Raw genomic sequence first — 17450 nt, forward strand, 5'->3', positions numbered from 1 at the left:
CCATGCCCAAGAAGAATACCGCCACGTCCAAATCCGTCGAAACGCTCACCCACGAGGAAGCCCGGCGCAAGAACATCCCCACGGCCGAGCACCAGCCATTGCTCGACAAGGAGACCCAAGCGCCACTGCGCGTGGCGTACGAGCGGCGCAATCGAGATCTGGACCCGCAGCTCGTCTGGCGTGGGAAGGATACGCAGGACGCGTCGGATCTCATGGTCAACGCGCCGCCGCTCTATATTCAGGAGAAGGTGCACCCCAAGGCGCTGATCGACGAACTGCAGAAGGAATCCCGGGAGCGCGAGCACGACGACGGCGAGCTGACGCCCGACCTGTTCGCGGACTTCAACGGCCTGCCCAAGGGCGCCGACCGGACCGAGTTCTACAAGTTCGACGCCAACTGGCAGAACCGCATGATCCTGGGCGACTCGCTCCAGGTCATGGCCAGCCTCGCCGAGCGCGAGGGCCTGCGCGGGCAGGTGCAGTGTATCTATCTCGATCCGCCCTATGGCATCAAGTTCAATTCCAATTTCCAGTGGTCCACCACCAGCCGCGACGTCAAGGACGGCAAGGCCGAGCACATCACCCGCGAACCCGAGCAGGTCAAGGCGTTTCGGGATACCTGGAAGGACGGCATTCATTCTTATCTGACCTATCTGCGGGAGCGTCTGACTGTCGCGAGAGATTTATTGCACGAGTCCGGATCGATTTTTGTCCAGATTGGGGATGAGAATGTGCATAGGGTTCGGGCTTTGATGGATGAGGTGTTTGGCGAAGACAACTTCTGCACCATGATAATTTTCCGCAAAACAACCACTCAGTCAGGCGACCGGTTGCCAGGAACAAATGACTTCCTCCTCTGGTATGCACGTTCGCGGAGCTCGATGAAGTTCCGGTCGCTGTTTCAACCCAGGGAGGGGTATGACTGGGTCAACTACGATTTCGTCCTCGAGCCGGATGGGGTGCGGCGAAAAATTAACAAAGATGAAAAGCGAGGCCGCGTCTCTTTGCTGGATGGCGCACTCGTATACCGTCGCTCACCTCTAACATCACCTGACCGTAACGAAACAACGTCCGGGTCGTTTGAGTATCGTGAAACCTTCTATTCGCCGGGGGGTGGCCATTGGAAAACCAGCGTATCGGGGCTGGAAAATTTGGCAAAAGCAGACAGGCTAGAAGCCTATGGAAAAACGCTGAGCTACCGGCGATACGTGTCGGATCATCCAGTTTTTCCTGTAAGTGACACTTGGCTGGACACCGCAACCGGTGGCTACGCTGATGCGAAAGTTTACGTAGTGCAAACGACGGCGAAAATAGTGCAGCGGTGCCTATTAATGGCGACCGACCCCGGAGACTTAGTGCTTGACCCAACTTGCGGCTCCGGCACCACCGCCACCGTCGCCGAACAATGGGGCCGCCGCTGGATCACTATCGACACATCCCGAGTCGCTCTCGCCCTCGCTCGCGCTCGCATCATGGGCGCCCGCTACCCCTACTATCTCCTGGCCGATTCGTCGGAAGGTCAGCAGAAAGAAGCCGAGATCACCCGCACCGCGCCGTCGGCGGCGCCGACGCGTGGCGATATTCGCCAGGGATTTGTTTACGAGCGCGTGCCGCATATCACGCTCAAGTCCATCGCCAACAACGCCGAGATCAGCGTGATCTGGGAGCGCTTCCAGAAAAAGATGGAACCGCTGAGAAAACAGTTGAACAGCGCACTCGGCAAAGATTGGGAAGAATGGGAAATCCCGCGCGAGGCCGGCGACGACTGGCCGGCCGAGGCCAAAAAGGCCCACGCCGACTGGTGGGAACAGCGCATCGCCCGCCAGCAAGAGATCGATGCCTCCATCGCCGCCAAGGCTGATGCAGAATATCTCTACGACAAGCCTTACGAAGACAGGAAGAAAGTCCGCGTGGCCGGGCCGTTCACGGTGGAATCCATCTCGCCTCATCGCACGCTGGGCGTGGACGAAGACGGCGAACCGATCGACCCGGCCGACAAGATTCGGGAGAACGCCGCGGACTACGAGCCTCAGGATTTCGTGTCCATGATTCTGGACAACTTGCGCACCGCCGGCGTACAGCAGGCGCACAAGGACGATGCGATCCAGTTCACGTCGGTCACCCCCTGGCCGGGCGATCTCGTCTGTGCCGAAGGCCGCTATGTGGAAGGCGAGGACGACGCCGCCAACGAGAAGCGCGCCGCCATTTTCGTCGGCCCCGAATTCGGCACGGTCGATCGCCAGGATCTGGTCGAGGCCGCCCGCGAAGCGGCGGATGCGGATTTCGACGTGCTCATCGCCTGTGCCTTCAACTTCGAAGCTCATACCACCGAGTTCGAGAAACTCGGTCGCGTGCCCGTGCTCAAGGCCCGCATGAACGCCGACTTGCACATGGCCGAGGACTTGAAGAACACCGGCAAGGGCAATCTGTTCGTCATCTTCGGCGAGCCGGATATCGAGATCCACGAAGGCGGTAGCGAAGCGCTACAGAATACGATCAAGGACCGCGAGCACCGGCTCGAACGGCTCGCCGCCGAACTGGCCGCACGCAAGGACAAGAAGAAGGACGAGAACGCGCGCCCGATTTCGGAGGTACGTGCCGAGAAAGAGCGGACCGAAAGCTTCATCGAATTCGCACCGGAAATCCCGACCGGAAAAATCGTGGTCGAGGTGAAGGGCGTGGACGTGTTCCACCCGAACACCGGCGAAGTCCGCTCCGACGGGCCGGAAGGCATTGCCTGCTGGTTCATCGACACGGACTACGACAGCGAATCCTTCTTCGTCCGCCACGCCTATTTCCTGGGCCAGTCCGACCCGTACAAATCGCTCAAGACCACGCTCAAGGCCGAGATCGACGAAGAAGCCTGGGATACGCTCCACAGCGCCACCTCACGCGCATTCAGCCGCCCGGACTCCGGCCGCATCGCCGTCAAGGTGATCAACCATTTGGGTGATGAGGTCATGAAGGTATTGCGCGTATAACGAGTCGAAGGGTCGACAAAAGATTCAGAGCGCCCGCGCGAAAATTCTGAGATATTTACGCATCGGGAGATTAGTTCGTCGCAATCGCGGATTCAAAACACGCGAAATGGCGTGATCGCATATTGCGGTCTAGGGGGATCGAAAGATGACCGGGAGCACTGCCGGCGCGATGATCGCGTGCGGCGTTCTTTTGATGCTGTGGCTCGGTGTTCGCCGTTGGCGACGCCGCCCTCAAACATCGAGCTACTTAAATAATGTCGAAAGCTGTTACGACGGCTCGCTTTTCAGTACGGCGACAGAACCCGAGGTTCTTTCTTTCGTACCGGGCGCGGCGCCAGCGCTCGCTGTGATGCCAGAAACTGCGGTCGTGGCCACTGAAACCCGACGCCCGCGGGCGCCGATTGCAGCGGCATCTACTCGGCATATCAAACCGGTAAAAACACCTCCGCATTCGTTTAAAACCGCGTCGGCTCAAATTGATCGTCAAGACCGATCGATGGCTGCGCTCGAGTGGGACGACGAGGATCTGGATTTAATTGAAGCGGGTGCAACGGAGCAGCACGACCTACGTACCGCGGTCGAGCCTTTAACCGCCCTCGACGACAAGGCATTCGACAATGAATCGGAGAGTTCGCGACCCTCGTTAGCGGAGGTGGCGACGCCGCCGGCCATCGCGCCGGAGTTCGAGCCGTCCGATAGCGCGAGAGTTGCTAGATCGCCCACGCATTCGGAGTCGAGTGAGAGCGAGACCGCACCGCCCGTTCTTAACGAAACGACGCCACCAGATTACGAGCCGGACGGAAACAGATCGCGCGACGGCGCTGAGGCCCAGGCGAGCGTTTTCGATGAGCCACCAAGCAAGTCGGATGCCGGCGGACATAATGGCCTGCCAACCGCCGCACTTTCACACGACGAAGAACCAACAGCGCTCAAGCAGTATGAACTCGAGCTGGAAGCTGGCGACCTCGAACCGCTTATCGAACAGGATATGCCCGGCGGCTTCGATGATATCGATACAGAGATCGACGACGAGTACGACCTTGTCGAAGCCCTACCAGACATATGGGACGTCGGATCTGACGACGAAGAAGACGACGCACCACTCTACGATGTGGACGTGGGCGGCGCTCGGCTCAGCGAGTACGACAAAGCCAAACGCTTGGCTGCGCAAACCGCAAGACGTTTCGACGACCAGGCAGACGAGCTTTGGCCCGTGCTACTCGATATCTTTCAGGAAAGCCCTTGGCCGATTACCCAACGTTCGATCGAGCGTTTGCTAACTGCCGGGGTAAGCGCACCGGCGCTGGCTTTGGCCACTGAAATACGGCGTATCTGGCGCGACCACCCGGAGTTCGGCCAGTCTTCACCGCCGGCGAACGCGCGTGGCGAAAGCTGGGTGTATACGCAAGAAGCGATGTCGCAGCTGAGTTGGCCGCGAGCCGCGCGGCTCGCCGACTCCTGGCCGGCGTACCCCGACGCGGCCGAGGTCGAATGCTTTCTCGAAGACCTCTACGATCTCTGGCATAGCAATAGCGTGTCTCAACGTAGCTTCACCAGCTTTCAGCTCTATCTCGGCTATGCGACCGGTTATCTCGACGGCACGCTTCAGGACTGGCCCGAGTTCAGCTTCACAAGCGACGACGCCCTGGAGGACCCGTTCAATGAACTGGAATCGCGTGCGTCGTGGTCTACGACTTGCGAGGCGCTTCGGGGTCACGGCATCGAGCGCCCGATGACGTCGCGCCCCGTGTATGTCTACTCGAAACCGATCCCACAAAACAAGAAAGCAAAGAAAGAAGAGACGTCATGAGTACACGAACGATATGAAAGCATCGCTCGGGGGTTTGATGCCTTGTGTTGGCGCCTTGGTGACCGATGGGAGCCAGTACGATGGCAAGAAGTCCCTCGGCTGCATCACCAATCGAAAGCTCATCGACGACGGGTCGGCGCGGGTCCAGGTGCAATGGTTGCGACCGCGTCAGCTCGGAACACGTTGGTACGAACCAGGGCAACTTTCTAGCGGGTTGTCCATCCGACAAACCGTTCAGCACCATCCAGAGTCGGTCATCGCTAGCACGCTCGGCATAGGCGAGGTACGAGACCTTCGCGTTTTGGGCGGCCGCGAACAGGCATTGGTCGATTTTCCCGAAGAAGGCCGATTGGTCTGGCTACCTACTCCCCATCTGAAAGCTATCAATAGCGTCGAGCACCATTTCAATCGTGGCCGTCCGGACAGCGGCGGCGCGGAAGCGCTGCGCCTGCGCTGCCTCGCCTATGCGATCGAACTCTGGAATGAAAATACCGGCGCGCTATCGCACCTGAGCATCGATCCGCTGCCACACCAGATTCATCTAGTTCACCGCATTTTGAGATCCGGCAATCTCAATTGGCTGATCGCAGACGATGTCGGCCTCGGCAAGACGATCGAAGTCGGCATGTTGCTCTCCGCCCTCACCCAGCGAGCCACGTTCCGACGGATACTGATTATTTGCCCGCCCGGTATTACCCAACAGTGGCAAGACGAGCTGCGTTACAAGTTCGACTTTGATGATTTCGTGGTACACGGTCGAGATTTCGAGGTAAACGAGCCGCATCAGTGGAAGCTCTACGACCGTGTCATAGGCTCGATGGACCGGTTCAAGCAGGAGGGGCATCTAGAATCGCTTCTTTCCGCAGCTCCTTGGGATTTAATCGTATTCGACGAAGCCCACCGGCTGAGTCGCCGCCAATACGGACACAAGTTTGACTCCTCGCAGCGCTTCGACCTCGCGGCGAAGCTGCGACAACGTAGCGATAACTTCCTGCTGTTGAGTGCCACGCCTCACCAAGGCATGCAGGACAAGTTTCAAGCGCTGTTGGAATTGCTGAGACCGGACCGCAAACACGATATTCGCCACTTGGATTTAAACCCTGAAATTCTGTCGGACATGGTAATCCGCAATAACAAGGCGGATGTCACTGACGCCGACGGCAATTTCATTTTCAAAGGCAAAACGACGCATGCCGTCTCGGTTCCGGTAGGCGAGGCTGCTCGCGCTTTTGATACCGAGTTGCAATCCTATCTACGCCGCGGCTACGCAGCCGGGCGGGCGCTAGGCCGCAAAGGCAACGCCATCGGGTTTGTGATGACGGTTTACCGCAAATTGGCAGCGTCGAGCGTAGCCGCAATACATGCCGCCTTGCAGCGCCGACTGATGCGAATTTCGGCAGAAATGGAGGCGGACTATTCGGCTACGGAGCTTTTCCTCGGCGCCGACTCGCTATTTGACGATACCGCCGATGAACGTTATCTCGGCGAGCTCGAAGAGCAATTCGCTGGCCAATCCGGCCAGACCTTCTTCGTCGGCGAGCGCGATGCGCTGGAAACGCTGATCGAGCAGGCCAAGTCGCTGCTTGAGGAGGACCAGAAACTTCGTGTGTTCATGGAGCAACTGGTAGCGATAGTCGATGAAAATCAAGCTGGCACGAAGATCCTTATCTTTACCGAATACCGCGCCACGCAGGCGTATGTACAGGCGGCGCTGGAGCAGCGTTTTGGCGATACCTGTGTCGAGCTAATCCATGGTGGCCAATCGCACGACGAGCGCCGAGCCGCTATCGAGCGCTTCGAGGATAGCGCGCAATTTCTGGTATCCACTGAGGCTGGTGGCGAAGGCATCAACCTGCAACGGCGCTGTCATGTAATGGTCAACTATGACCTGCCATGGAACCCCATGCGACTGGTTCAGCGCATTGGCCGCATCTATCGGTATGGCCAGAAGGAACGCGTCATCGTATTCAATATGCATGCGCCAGAGACGATCGACGCAGAGGTCGTAGGCATCATGTACGAGCGATTGGCGCAGGTCGCGCGAGACATGGCCACCCTGGGCGGCGAGTTCCGGGACGGGCTCGAAGACGACATTCTGGGTCAGATGGCCGATCTGTTGGAGTTGGACATCGAACAGGTGATTGAGCAAGCGCGCGGCGCGGATATCACACGTAGCCAGGCGCGCATCGACGATGCGCTACGCAAGGCGCGTGAGGCCACAGAACGACAAGTCGAAATGTTCTCGCACGTCGCCGGTTACGATCCGTCCGAAATCCGCGAGAGCCTTGCGATCGACAAACGTCATGTCCTTACGTTCGTGGAAAGCATGCTGGAACACACGGGCGTGGAAATCACCCAACGTTTCCATCAAGGCCGCGAGTGGGAGCTACAACTTCCATCGACGGTACAGCAGGCAGTGCCCGGGATGCGATCACGATTACGCGTCACTCTCGACCGTGAATGGGCCGCACAACGCGCCCATGTTCACATGCTAGATCTGAGCTCACCCTTGATGCAGCACCTGCTTGAGCGCGCAAAAACATTGGCTTTCGGCGGGCGCGCCGCCGCGATTTCGGATCTTCAAGGAGCGGGCTTTTTCGCTGGCGTACTGCGATGGCAAAACACGCTGGCTCAGCGGATGCGACAAGAGTTTCTCGCGGTACAAATTGCTCAGGATGGTCGCTGCCGCGCGAACACACCAGAGGTGTCGGACTGGCTGGCGCAACCGCGTGAAGCGGTGGCTGGAAAGACACCCGATGCGAGCCGACTAAAAGCAATGCTCCGGGCCGCTTCCGAACACGCCGATCGCCGGCTTGATACAGCAAGCAATACCGATCTACACCCAGAGAATCGACAGTGGCTTGCCGCAGGTTGGCTTTAAAGCCAGAAATTTTTGGGCCAACCACGTCCATCGCTTGAATACAGAACGCGTTGCGGCATGTGCATTGGTCTTGTCTTACTGACCCCAGCCCTCAACAACGCAGAGCAATAATGCATTTTCGAATCGCCGACACATTCACAGAAAGCCTGCGCAAGCTTGCTGGTCACGAGCAAAAGGCGGCAAAGGACACTGCGTTCGAACTACAACTCGATCCGGCGAATCCTGGCATGAAGCTCCACCGGATAGATCGTTCCAAGGATTCCAGCTTTTGGTCGGTCCGGGCCAGTCGTGACATACGCCTTGTCGTACACAAGACTGCCGCGAGTTTACTGCTCTGCTACGTGGACCATCATGACAAGGCCTATCAGTGGGCCGAACGCCGCAAGATCACCACGCACCCAAATACCGGCGCCGCTCAGATTGTTGAGGTACGCGAAACATACGAAGACGTCGTCGTACCCAACTACGTGCAGCCTAGTGAACAGCTTGGGGCTAGCACCCCCCTGTTTGCGGCGGTCACTGACGATGACTTGTTGGACTATGGCGTGCCGGCTGATTGGCTATCCGACGTACGAGAAGTCCGGGATGAGGACGGGCTGTTCAAGCTAACCGACCACTTGCCTGCCGAAGCATCCGAGGCATTGATCGAGTTGGCTACGGGCGGTACGCCGTTACTTGATCGTTATACCGATGGCGTCCCAGAAGATCCCTTTGAGCATCCGGACGCTCAGCGGCGTTTTCACACGGTCACTGACCGGGACGATTTGGCTGTTGCGCTCGATTACCCCTGGGACAAGTGGACTATTTTCCTTCACCCATCACAAAAGGCGTTGGTCGAGCGCGACTTCAACGGCCCGGCACGCGTTTCGGGTTCGGCAGGCACAGGAAAAACCATAGTCGCACTCCATCGCGCGGTTTCCTTAGCCCGGCGGAACGACGACGCACGGGTACTTCTGACCACATTCAATGAAATTCTGGCGAATGCCCTTCGTCATAAGCTGCGGCGGCTGGTGGCACATCAGCCCACTCTTGCAGAGCGCATTGAAATCCGTGCGATCGATAAATTGGCTCAGCATTTGTATAAGAAGCATATCGGCTCGCCAAACATTGCTGCAGGCCACCACTTGCGCGAGGCACTGAGTGCCACAGCGGATGCACTCGCACTCGACGAGTTCACGCCAGAATTCCTGCTCACCGAATGGCGAGAAGTCGTCGATGCATGGCAGCTCTATACCTGGGAAAGCTACAAGCACATCCGTCGACTGGGCCGGCAAACGCGCCTACCCGAAGCTAAGCGCGAAAAGCTCTGGACAATATTCGCTGAGACGAGCAAGCGGTTAGCTAGCCAAAAGCTAATCACCATGCCTCAACTATATGCCGCGCTTACGAAAAATCTTGCTAGTCGCCGACACCCCCTATACGAATACCTCGTGGTCGACGAAGCTCAGGATATTTCAGTGGCTCAGTTGCGATTCCTCTCGGCCCTTTCACCCGGCCACGAGAACAGCCTTTTCTTCGCGGGCGATCTGGGGCAGCGGATCTTTCAAACGCCCTTTTCGTGGTCGTCGCTCGGTGTGGAAATTCGGGGGCGTTCGACCACGCTGAAAATAAACTATCGGACCTCACAACAAATCAGGATGAGCGCAGACCGGCTGCTCGACCAAGAGCTCTCTGACGTCGATGGCAATACCGAAGCACGTACCGGTACGGTTTCGTTATTCGAGGGGCCGACTCCCGAGATCAGGACATTCGACGATGCCGCGGATGAGGTACGTTACGTTGCCGACTGGCTAAGTGCCCGCGTCGAAGTCGCTCTCCAGCCTGGAGAAATCGCTGTTCTTGTTCGCTCTGAAGAAGAACTGGATCGCGGCCGTCAGGCAATTGAACAAAGCGGGCTCAAGTTTGCCATGCTCGACGAGAAAGTTAGTCCGCCTGGCGACGCCATTGCCCTTGGCACCATGCACATCGCTAAAGGGCTCGAGTTCCGCGCACTAGCCATTATGGCTTGCGACGATGATGTACTACCTTCATACACACGGCTCGCTTCGGCGGCGGACCCTGCAACCCACGAAGAAATCTTCGCAACGGAACGACATCTTCTGTATGTCGCAATGACGCGGGCTCGCGATACCTTACTACTTTCAGGGCGCAACCCGTCTTCGGACTTTCTTGAAGACCTTGCGCCGTAGCAAATGGAATCGCATCTCCCAAACGTCTTCCAGCGCGCGGACTAACGGCCGATAACAACCAGTTATCGGGGAGATTCGATGACACTCAGAAAACAACGCCAACCCCTCAACTATCAGACCCAGAACAATAGCTGTTGGCCGACGACTGTGATCAACGGGTTGACCTGTGTGCTCGACGACAAGCAACTCGTTCCGCTGTTCGCCGTTCGGCTTCTACATGCTGCGCTCGAGGAAGAAGGCATCGGTGGCGGAGGCCACAAACGCCCCGCCGACTGGCGAATCGCTATGGATGGCATCGAGACACGCTGCGGAGTCAAGGCAAGGCATGTCCCTGATCGTCAAGCGAACCGCCCACCGCAGTCCGTGGAGGCAGCGTTGGAATGCATCGATTTTTCGAAAAGCGTGGTCGTCGCAGACGTGGGCGCTGGCTCGCATTCTCTACTGCTCGTGGACCGACAGGAGCACCATTATTATGGCTTCGATCCGTTATGGTCGACGATCATCGACGGCGCGAAACGTCACGACTACGAAACGTTTCCCGACGCATGTCTGGGCGAGAACCAGAGCAAGGTCGATAGGCGACTCCGTGGCCGCGTGAATTTCGCCGTTGATGCGGCGCATTTATTCGCGCCCGCTGCTCGGCCAGGCTGGCCGTATGCGATGGGCGCCGCGGCACGCCGGCATATCACCGTTCTCGAAACGCTGTAACGTCGAACGCACATCCGAAGGTTCAATCTGACCTGTTAGAGATCCGACTCGGGCCCTCGAGCAGGTCAAGCAAGAATAAAGGACTGAGTCGGTCGTGTTGGCTAAATACCAGGCAATCAATCGGTGAACTTGCCTACCCTCAGGCGGTTTTCTTCGTCATCGTTTGACCGCTGCGCTGGTCGGCAGGGTAGTTCATTGGGCTGACACGCCACGGAGTAGAGCGAGTCGCAGCGTCGACGAAAGATTCAGAGCGGAGACGCAAAATTTCCGAGGTACTTTCGGCACGCGGGAATTTGGTTAGTCACACCTCGCTAGTTAGATACACACGAGATTCGAATCGCATATAGCGGTCTAGCGGGATGGGGAGAACTGTCCCAAGCACTTCCGGCATGGTAATCGCATGCGAGCTGATGAGATTGAGAAGATCACCCGCCAACTCGCACGCGCTATTCTAAATAGTCCGTAACTAATTAGTCGTTCGGCTATCAGCTCGCTTTGGCATACTGAAGATCAGCGCCATATTCATTACTGCGTCTATGCGTAGACTGAACGGACACCGTCATGGGCGACTCACCATCGACAGCCGGCACGTGCCATCGGGATAAGGCAAACCGAACGAGCTCTTCTTCCCGCAGATCACCGAATCGCTGAAGAACCTGTGTTCTTGATCCCGTAGTCGAGTTCCTCCAGTCCAGTCCATCCGCACTGAACGTATACTTCTTCGCCGCCTGCCAAACCGATTCCAGTTCGCGTACCTGATAGAGCATCGTATGGTCGGAAGATCGATATTTCCTTGAAACCTTTTCTTCGACTCGCGATGCCGAAACCGCCTTATTAGTACCTTCACGAAGCAGTATGAAATTCCCCAGGCGACGCTGCAGATAATCGACCCACTCATCCTCGATGCCTTCATCATGGTGCTGGGCGACTAGATGCTCGAGATGGTAGAAGTCGTTATAGGCTTTGGGATCGCGTCGGCGCAATAAGGCCGCAAGTGAGCCCCCTTCCTTACGCTTCTCGCGTTGACTCTGTTCATAACTGGCAAGGAAGAACTTAAGGCCATTCCAATCGTAGAAGTCCCAGTTCTCATCCGCCTCGAGAACCAGATGCTTGATAACACTGCCGACCTTTGCCTGTCGACCGATGAAGCCCTTCAACATCGTCTGAAGTTCTGCGTTGTCGATGACATTTCCTGACGCATTCTGCTCGTCGTGGAAATAGCGATGCGCCATGTCGAAGAGCTCAGCCTGACTGGAGTCAGCTCGTGGCGCTATACCAAGCACGAAGTAACGGAAGTTGAGCTTCTCTATCAATTCTAACGTTTGTGCGCGCACTTCGAGATTTCTGTCGCCCGGTTCTTTTTGGTCAAGCGCGACAATTAGTGGGAGTACGCCTGCGAGACGCGGGTGAAACGCAAGCGGTCTCAGCCAGCGCGTTTCGGCGTCGACTGACAGCGCGTGATTTTCGGTCTGAGAATACAAGCAACGGTAGGTCTCGGCAGCATATTCAAGCACCTCAACAAACTCCTGCAGGAGTTCGCATCCTTGGTTCTTATCCATACCACCAACTCTAAGCCGCAAAGTTTCGTATACCGGGTTTCTCGGCCGCGGACTGGGATCCCCGAACACCACCCAGCACGCGCGTAGGAAGCCTTGCTCCTCGCCATTGGTTGTCAATCCGATGCTATTCAGGGAAGTAAGGATTCGGCTCCAGGCGGTGTTCACCTGTGCGTGTAGCTTCTTAAAGCCATGGCGATTTGCGTAAAAAATCAAGAAATTCTTGACTTTTTCCAACTCGCTCAGAGGCTTACCTCGGCTATTAATGACCTCGAACATCAGTCCGACTTCGAGCGTGTTCTTAGGGGAATAGAATAAGAAACCGAGTCGCTCTGTAACGAGATCAAAAACCTGGCAAAGCTCTTCGGGATTACGTCTACTCAACCAACGATCGAACTGCTCTGCCGCATCCACGAGATTATCGTCGGCCTTGTTCTGCGATGGACGAGAGTGGGAGTCAATCTGGTGCTTAGAAATTAACCGCTCAAAGCGCGTAGCAGTACCGCCGTTGGGTGTCAGGCGCAGCACCGCATTTCCGATCGACCCCGCCACCAGGTACTGTGCCCTTGCGGCTTCGAGGCCGACCCCATTGTTGAGCGTGAAAACATCGTTCGCTTCTAGCTCCAACAGCAGCCGTCCAACTAGAAGGAGCAATGTGGTCAAGCGTTGCTGGCCATCGACCACGCTGAACGTGTCATTCGCATTTTCGGGCCCGGCAGCGACGATCGTCCCCGTAAAATGCATCGCCTGATGGTTCGCGAGGTCGCCGATATCGTCCAGCAGATCCTCGCGATGGGAGTTCTGCCAAGAATATCCGCGCTGATAATCCGGGATGGAGAAAAACCGACCCTGGGTCATACCACCCATTATATCGGCGAGGGTATAGAGATCGGACATAGGCCCCCAAGGCTGCCTGAATCGAGAGATCGTTGGTTTGCCGGCCGCGCGAGCCGTATAGACGTGCACGATACGGGCGAGCGAGCGAGAGTAGCAAAAGCGCCACTGGTGGGGAACGCGGGTTAGCAGAAATGCTATCGAACTGAGTTTGCGGCCCGAGATATGCGCACGCAGTTTCTCTAGCGGGCAGAGCACGCCCTGGCTCAATTGACCTCGAAACGTCTTCCAGCGCGCGTATTGATGACCTATAACAACTAGACATCGGGGATACGGGAGTTTTTCGAACGCAGATTGGTTGCGCGCTGCTTTAGCGACCCTAGCCCAAGAACCCGATCGAGCGCCGCGAGTTCAGGTTATTCGAATCAGTTCCCCCCGCATCCGGGACAAGTCGATTACGCCCTTTTCGCTGTAAAGCAGCCGCCCCCATGGCGTCGATCAAACGCTTTCGTATGCTACGTGGCGGCATGCCTGCTAAGCGGTTCAACACGTGGTCCGGTAGCTTTGCCCGAAAGGCCGCACTCCAACCCGGATTTTGGGCGAGGATCCCCGCGTAAACCGACTGCGCAATCGCCTTCAAATCTTTTGCGCTGGGGCCATCTACCGTAATCACGTCAAATCGCGAGCGAATCGGCCCCGGCAAGGCGTCAGCGTTGTTGGAGGTCGCAATCCAAACGATATGGGATGCGTCCATCGGCAACCCCACATGCTCGTCGACGAATTCTCTGGCCGTCCCCGTCTCCAGGAGTTGATAAAGCGGCCCATACCCGTCGAATCGTGCGTCAGTAGAGAGCTTGTCGACTTCGTCGAGCAGGACGATAGGGTTCGCGCAACTGCCACCTTGCAAGACCTCGTAAACACGCCCCGGCCGGCTGCCTTGCCAACTGGGACTGTTGCCGCCCAGCACGAAGCTCGCGGTAACTGAAGAGCAGTTAATCACAGCGAACTCGGTCTCGAGCACTTCGGCGAGCGTTCTAGCAAAGAAGGTCTTGCCGATCCCCGGCGGGCCATCCAGCAGCAAAGGCGCCCACTGAAGGACCGGAGGCAGAGCCAACCGACAAAGAGCCAACTGTCGTCGCAGATGATCGATGACCGGCGCGAAATTAGGCTGGCTTTCCACCATGCAATCGAGCTGGTCGAGCATCGATGGCTGGATTAGCGTGAGCGTACGATCCGGGCCGCTCGTGCGCAGTCGGTTCAGCGTTTCACGACGTGTCGACTGACTATTTTCGGCTTCGAACGCGTCATGCGCCGCGTCCGTGTCGAATACCTTTACCAGAGGCGTGCGGCGACGGGCTGGCAGCTGTTCTGCTGCATCGTTTTCATGTGGCCAGAAATTACTCATATGATCGCCCCCACCCAGTCCTGCGGGGAAACAACTGCTTTGGGCGTGAGCCGGGCCAGTAGCTGTCCGCGTTCCGTACTCGTATAGCGTTGCCAATTTTCGGCATCTTGAAACGCGTGTTCACGCAGATCCTGCCCCGCGCTGAGTCGATCCATCGCTCGCACCAGATCCGTCATCAGATAAGGGGCGTGCGTATAACTGCGCGCCGGCGCCAGAATCGAACGAAGAGCCGCCGCTCCCTCGCCCCAGCGCGCATCAAGACACGACAGCGCCGGCGCGAGCACCTCCAGGTTCAGCGCTTCGGGATCCGTCCCCTGAAGGGGACTCATACCCGCGATGCTACGGGCGTAGAGCCGTATCTTGCCGATGTCGTGAAACAACGCTCCCACCACGGCCAGTTCACATTCACGCGCGGTCGCGCCATGAAGAGCAGCGGTCGCTGCCGTTGTCTCTGCAACCTGCACACTGTGGATCAGCAGCCCGCCATCGTAAGCGTGATGGTGGGCTCGGCTCCCGGGCACACACATATAGGGTTCCGCGATCCGGGAATCGGCAAACACGCTGCCGACAAATGCGCGCAGGGCCGAATCATTCAGGCCGTCGAGCAGTCGCTGCAATCGGGCAAACGCGGGACGACCATTCTCGGGGACCCACGCGAGCGGGATCAGTGCCCATTCCGGCTGAGGCATGCCATCGAATGGCGCCAGGTCACTGACGAGCAGTTGCTTGCTACCAGACGCTTCGACGATCATTCCCCCGAGGCGCATCACGGGCACACCCTTTCCGACCTGCGAACGTACGGCGTCGACGGGCTCGTTAATCAAACAGTCACCAATACCCGTCGCGTCGGCGACGCGTAGGACGCTCTGCGGCATACTCACGTCAGGGGTCTTAGCCGGTCGTATAGCGAGCACGCGGTAACAGCCTCGAACCGGGCAGCCGACACCGTGGGGCCAATTTGCGATGCGCGTCATGATTGCTCCCCCGAATCCAGACCGCCGTTCAGCGCGCCCGACACGAAACGGTCGAATGCACTCCCATCCCGGCGCGTGAGATTAGGGACGTAACGCGAATACACGCGGAATAGCATCTCGGTGGTGGTATGCCCCATCTGCCGAGCGATCCATTCGGGATTTTCGCCTGCGGCGAGCCAGAGCGTGGCTGCGGTGTGGCGACAGTGATACGGACGCCTCGGCGCGAGTTCCAGATATCGCAATAGCGGGTACCAGATACGCTGCGTGACATTGGTCGTGTCGAGTGGCGTGCCGTCTCGAGTGACGAAGACGTACTCGCTTTCTCCGGTGACCTCGTGCTGGGCCCGCAGAGCGTCGTATACGACGGATGACATGGCGATCTCGCGCTGGGAGCCATCGGTCTTGGTGTAGTCGACGACGCCCTTGTCTACGGTCTCTCGCACGAGTATCTGGCGTGCATCCCAATCGACGCGTGACCACTTCAAGCCATGAAGCTCGCCTGTACGCATGCCCGTGAAGAACCGAAGCGTGTAGTACTGCTTGTAGTCGCTGCGAACCGTGTCGAGGATCAGACGGACTTCGTCGAGTGAGAACGGCTGGATATCCTTCCGGCGCAGCCGCAGTCGCTTGATATTCCGAACAGGATTCTGAAACTCGAAGCGGTCAGCCGCCTCGGTCATGATCATGTTCAGGATGCCCATCAGGTTGTTGATGGTCTTGGGCGACAGCGTCGCGTTGCCGGAACGGCCCGCGCACTGGGCAACTTCAGCCCTGAAGGTCAGCACATCGGCTTTGGTGATTTCGCCGACCGGCCGGTCACCGAATGCAGGGAGCAAATGGCGATTCAGTACAGCTCGGTTGCCCAAGATCGTATTGCGGCGCCAGCGTAATTCGTTCTCGCGCCACCACGTGTCGGCGAAGTCTTTGAACAGCGGCGAGCCTCGTGACGAGTCGCCTTCGGGTAGGCCAACACTGGAATCGAACTGAGTAGCCCGGCTGCTATTGGGGAAGTACTTGCGATACTCAAAATCACCTAACGTGATTTCAGCATCAATCTGGTCGAGAATTTTTTCCAGCCGTTTCCTGTTCCGTTTCGTATCCGGCAGCATCGTCTGCTCACGACAACGCTTCCCTTTCAGCCGGAAGTCGAAGAAAAGCAGTCCGGTATCCGCCCGCGCTCGAATACTAGACATTACAGAACCCTCCCGACGCCATCGGAATGCCGGCGGTCTGAACCGGGGCTGACTGAGGCGCACTACCCGCTTTCATGTCGCGCTCAATCGCGCTCCAGATATAGAGAATTTTTCGGCCACCGAATGGCCGAAAATAGTGCTTGCCCTCAATTAACACCGAATCCTTAAGCCGATCTCGGATCGTTCGGCAGTCATACTTGATTCGCTGTGCCAACTCTTCGGTAGTGAGATAGATCTCGTTGGTCATTGTCGCCTCCTGGCAAATAACGATATGATTCTCAGGCCAGCAAAACGCTTGCCTACGATGCGTTTTGTCATCCTGTATGTCCTACAGTATGACTAGACGCCTCGGTTGTCAACGTTTTGTCGTTCTAAACGACATTTAGGAAGCGAAGATGATCAGATGCCATCTATCGAGGATGATGGGGGAGCGCAAAGTGAAAGTGATGGACGTAGCGCGAGAGACTGGGCTACACCGCAATACCGTCACGCTGCTCTACAAGGAAACTGCTACCCGCGTAGATCTGGACGCAATCGAGAAGCTATGCCGCCTCTTTGAATGCGAAGTAGGCGACCTCTTCGAACTCGTTGCAGAAAAATGAAGGGGTCACTTGGGCAAAGAGCCTCAGAGTCGAATCGACGTGCGCGCAAAAACGGCCCTGAGGAATGTGGGCGCGGAATGGGCACGAGATGGGCACAGAGCTCGATCGAGCGCCGGAGGCACCCACCCTCGAAATACGGCCTAGCGCGACCACGGAGGGCAGTAGCAAAGCTAACGCGCTGTTAGCGCGCAAAAAAAAGACCAGAGGCCGATGGCTTCTGGTCTTTTCAGCATGGCGGGCCCGGGAAGATTCGAACTCCCGACCTTGCGGTTCGTAGCCGCACGCTCTATCCAACTGAGCTACGGGCCCTTGACTGG

The 17450-nt window shown here is 57.5% G+C and carries 11 protein-coding genes and 1 tRNA gene; 6 read left to right on the forward strand and 6 right to left on the reverse strand.

All coding sequences use genetic code 11. The annotated features are described in order from the left end of the window. The first annotated feature begins 2 nt into the window (after nt 1-2). The 5 genes from S4A8_RS03230 to S4A8_RS03250 all read left to right on the forward strand — a co-directional run bounded on the left by S4A8_RS03230 (nt 3) and on the right by S4A8_RS03250 (nt 10569). Nucleotides 3-2981, forward strand: a complete 2979-nt coding sequence (locus tag S4A8_RS03230; protein ID WP_353219007.1) for a site-specific DNA-methyltransferase — start codon at nt 3-5, stop codon at nt 2979-2981. A gap of 145 nt (nt 2982-3126) precedes the next feature. After that, nucleotides 3127-4791 carry a hypothetical protein gene (locus tag S4A8_RS03235; RefSeq protein ID WP_353219008.1) on the forward strand — a complete coding sequence of 555 codons (1665 nt, stop codon included), beginning with the start codon at nt 3127-3129 and terminating at the stop codon, nt 4789-4791. Nucleotides 4792-4804: 13 nt separating this feature from the next. Continuing rightward, nucleotides 4805-7672, forward strand: coding sequence for a helicase-related protein (locus S4A8_RS03240; RefSeq protein WP_353219009.1), 2868 nt, complete (start codon nt 4805-4807; stop codon nt 7670-7672). A 110-nt stretch (nt 7673-7782) separates the two neighbouring features. Continuing rightward, a complete protein-coding gene (locus S4A8_RS03245) occupies nt 7783-9861 on the forward strand; it encodes a 3'-5' exonuclease (RefSeq protein ID WP_353219010.1) in 2079 nt (692 codons plus the stop codon). A 78-nt stretch (nt 9862-9939) separates the two neighbouring features. Next, nucleotides 9940-10569, forward strand: a complete 630-nt coding sequence (locus S4A8_RS03250; RefSeq protein ID WP_353219011.1) for a hypothetical protein — start codon at nt 9940-9942, stop codon at nt 10567-10569. A gap of 485 nt (nt 10570-11054) precedes the next feature. Here the strand turns inward: S4A8_RS03250 and S4A8_RS03255 are convergent, their stop codons facing one another. From S4A8_RS03255 to S4A8_RS03275, 5 genes are all read right to left on the reverse strand, one after another. Next, the gene (locus tag S4A8_RS03255; protein ID WP_353219012.1) at nt 11055-13022 is read right to left on the reverse strand and encodes a DUF262 domain-containing protein; all 1968 of its coding nucleotides are present in this window, start codon (nt 13020-13022) and stop codon (nt 11055-11057) included. A gap of 316 nt (nt 13023-13338) precedes the next feature. Continuing rightward, a complete protein-coding gene (locus S4A8_RS03260) occupies nt 13339-14364 on the reverse strand; it encodes an AAA family ATPase (RefSeq protein ID WP_353219013.1) in 1026 nt (341 codons plus the stop codon). After that, nucleotides 14361-15239, reverse strand: coding sequence for a TraI domain-containing protein (locus S4A8_RS03265; RefSeq protein WP_353219298.1), 879 nt, complete (start codon nt 15237-15239; stop codon nt 14361-14363). Before S4A8_RS03265 ends, S4A8_RS03260 begins: the two co-directional genes overlap by 4 nt. Before the next feature lie 95 nt (nt 15240-15334). After that, the gene (locus S4A8_RS03270; protein ID WP_353219014.1) at nt 15335-16531 is read right to left on the reverse strand and encodes an Arm DNA-binding domain-containing protein; all 1197 of its coding nucleotides are present in this window, start codon (nt 16529-16531) and stop codon (nt 15335-15337) included. After that, nucleotides 16524-16778, reverse strand: coding sequence for a hypothetical protein (locus S4A8_RS03275; RefSeq protein WP_353219015.1), 255 nt, complete (start codon nt 16776-16778; stop codon nt 16524-16526). The genes S4A8_RS03270 and S4A8_RS03275 overlap by 8 nt, the downstream gene beginning before the upstream one ends. Nucleotides 16779-16926: 148 nt before the next feature. Here S4A8_RS03275 and S4A8_RS03280 point away from each other — a divergent pair, with 148 nt between their 5' ends. Next, on the forward strand, nt 16927-17133 hold the full coding sequence (locus S4A8_RS03280; RefSeq protein WP_353219016.1) for a helix-turn-helix domain-containing protein: 207 nt from the start codon (nt 16927-16929) through the stop codon (nt 17131-17133). A 232-nt stretch (nt 17134-17365) separates the two neighbouring features. Here the strand turns inward: S4A8_RS03280 and S4A8_RS03285 are convergent. Beyond that, nucleotides 17366-17442: transfer RNA gene (locus tag S4A8_RS03285), tRNA-Arg, on the reverse strand. Between the last annotated feature and the right edge of the window lie 8 nt (nt 17443-17450).

Source organism: Salinisphaera sp. S4-8, assembly GCF_040361235.1.
GTDB lineage: Bacteria > Pseudomonadota > Gammaproteobacteria > Nevskiales > Salinisphaeraceae > Salinisphaera.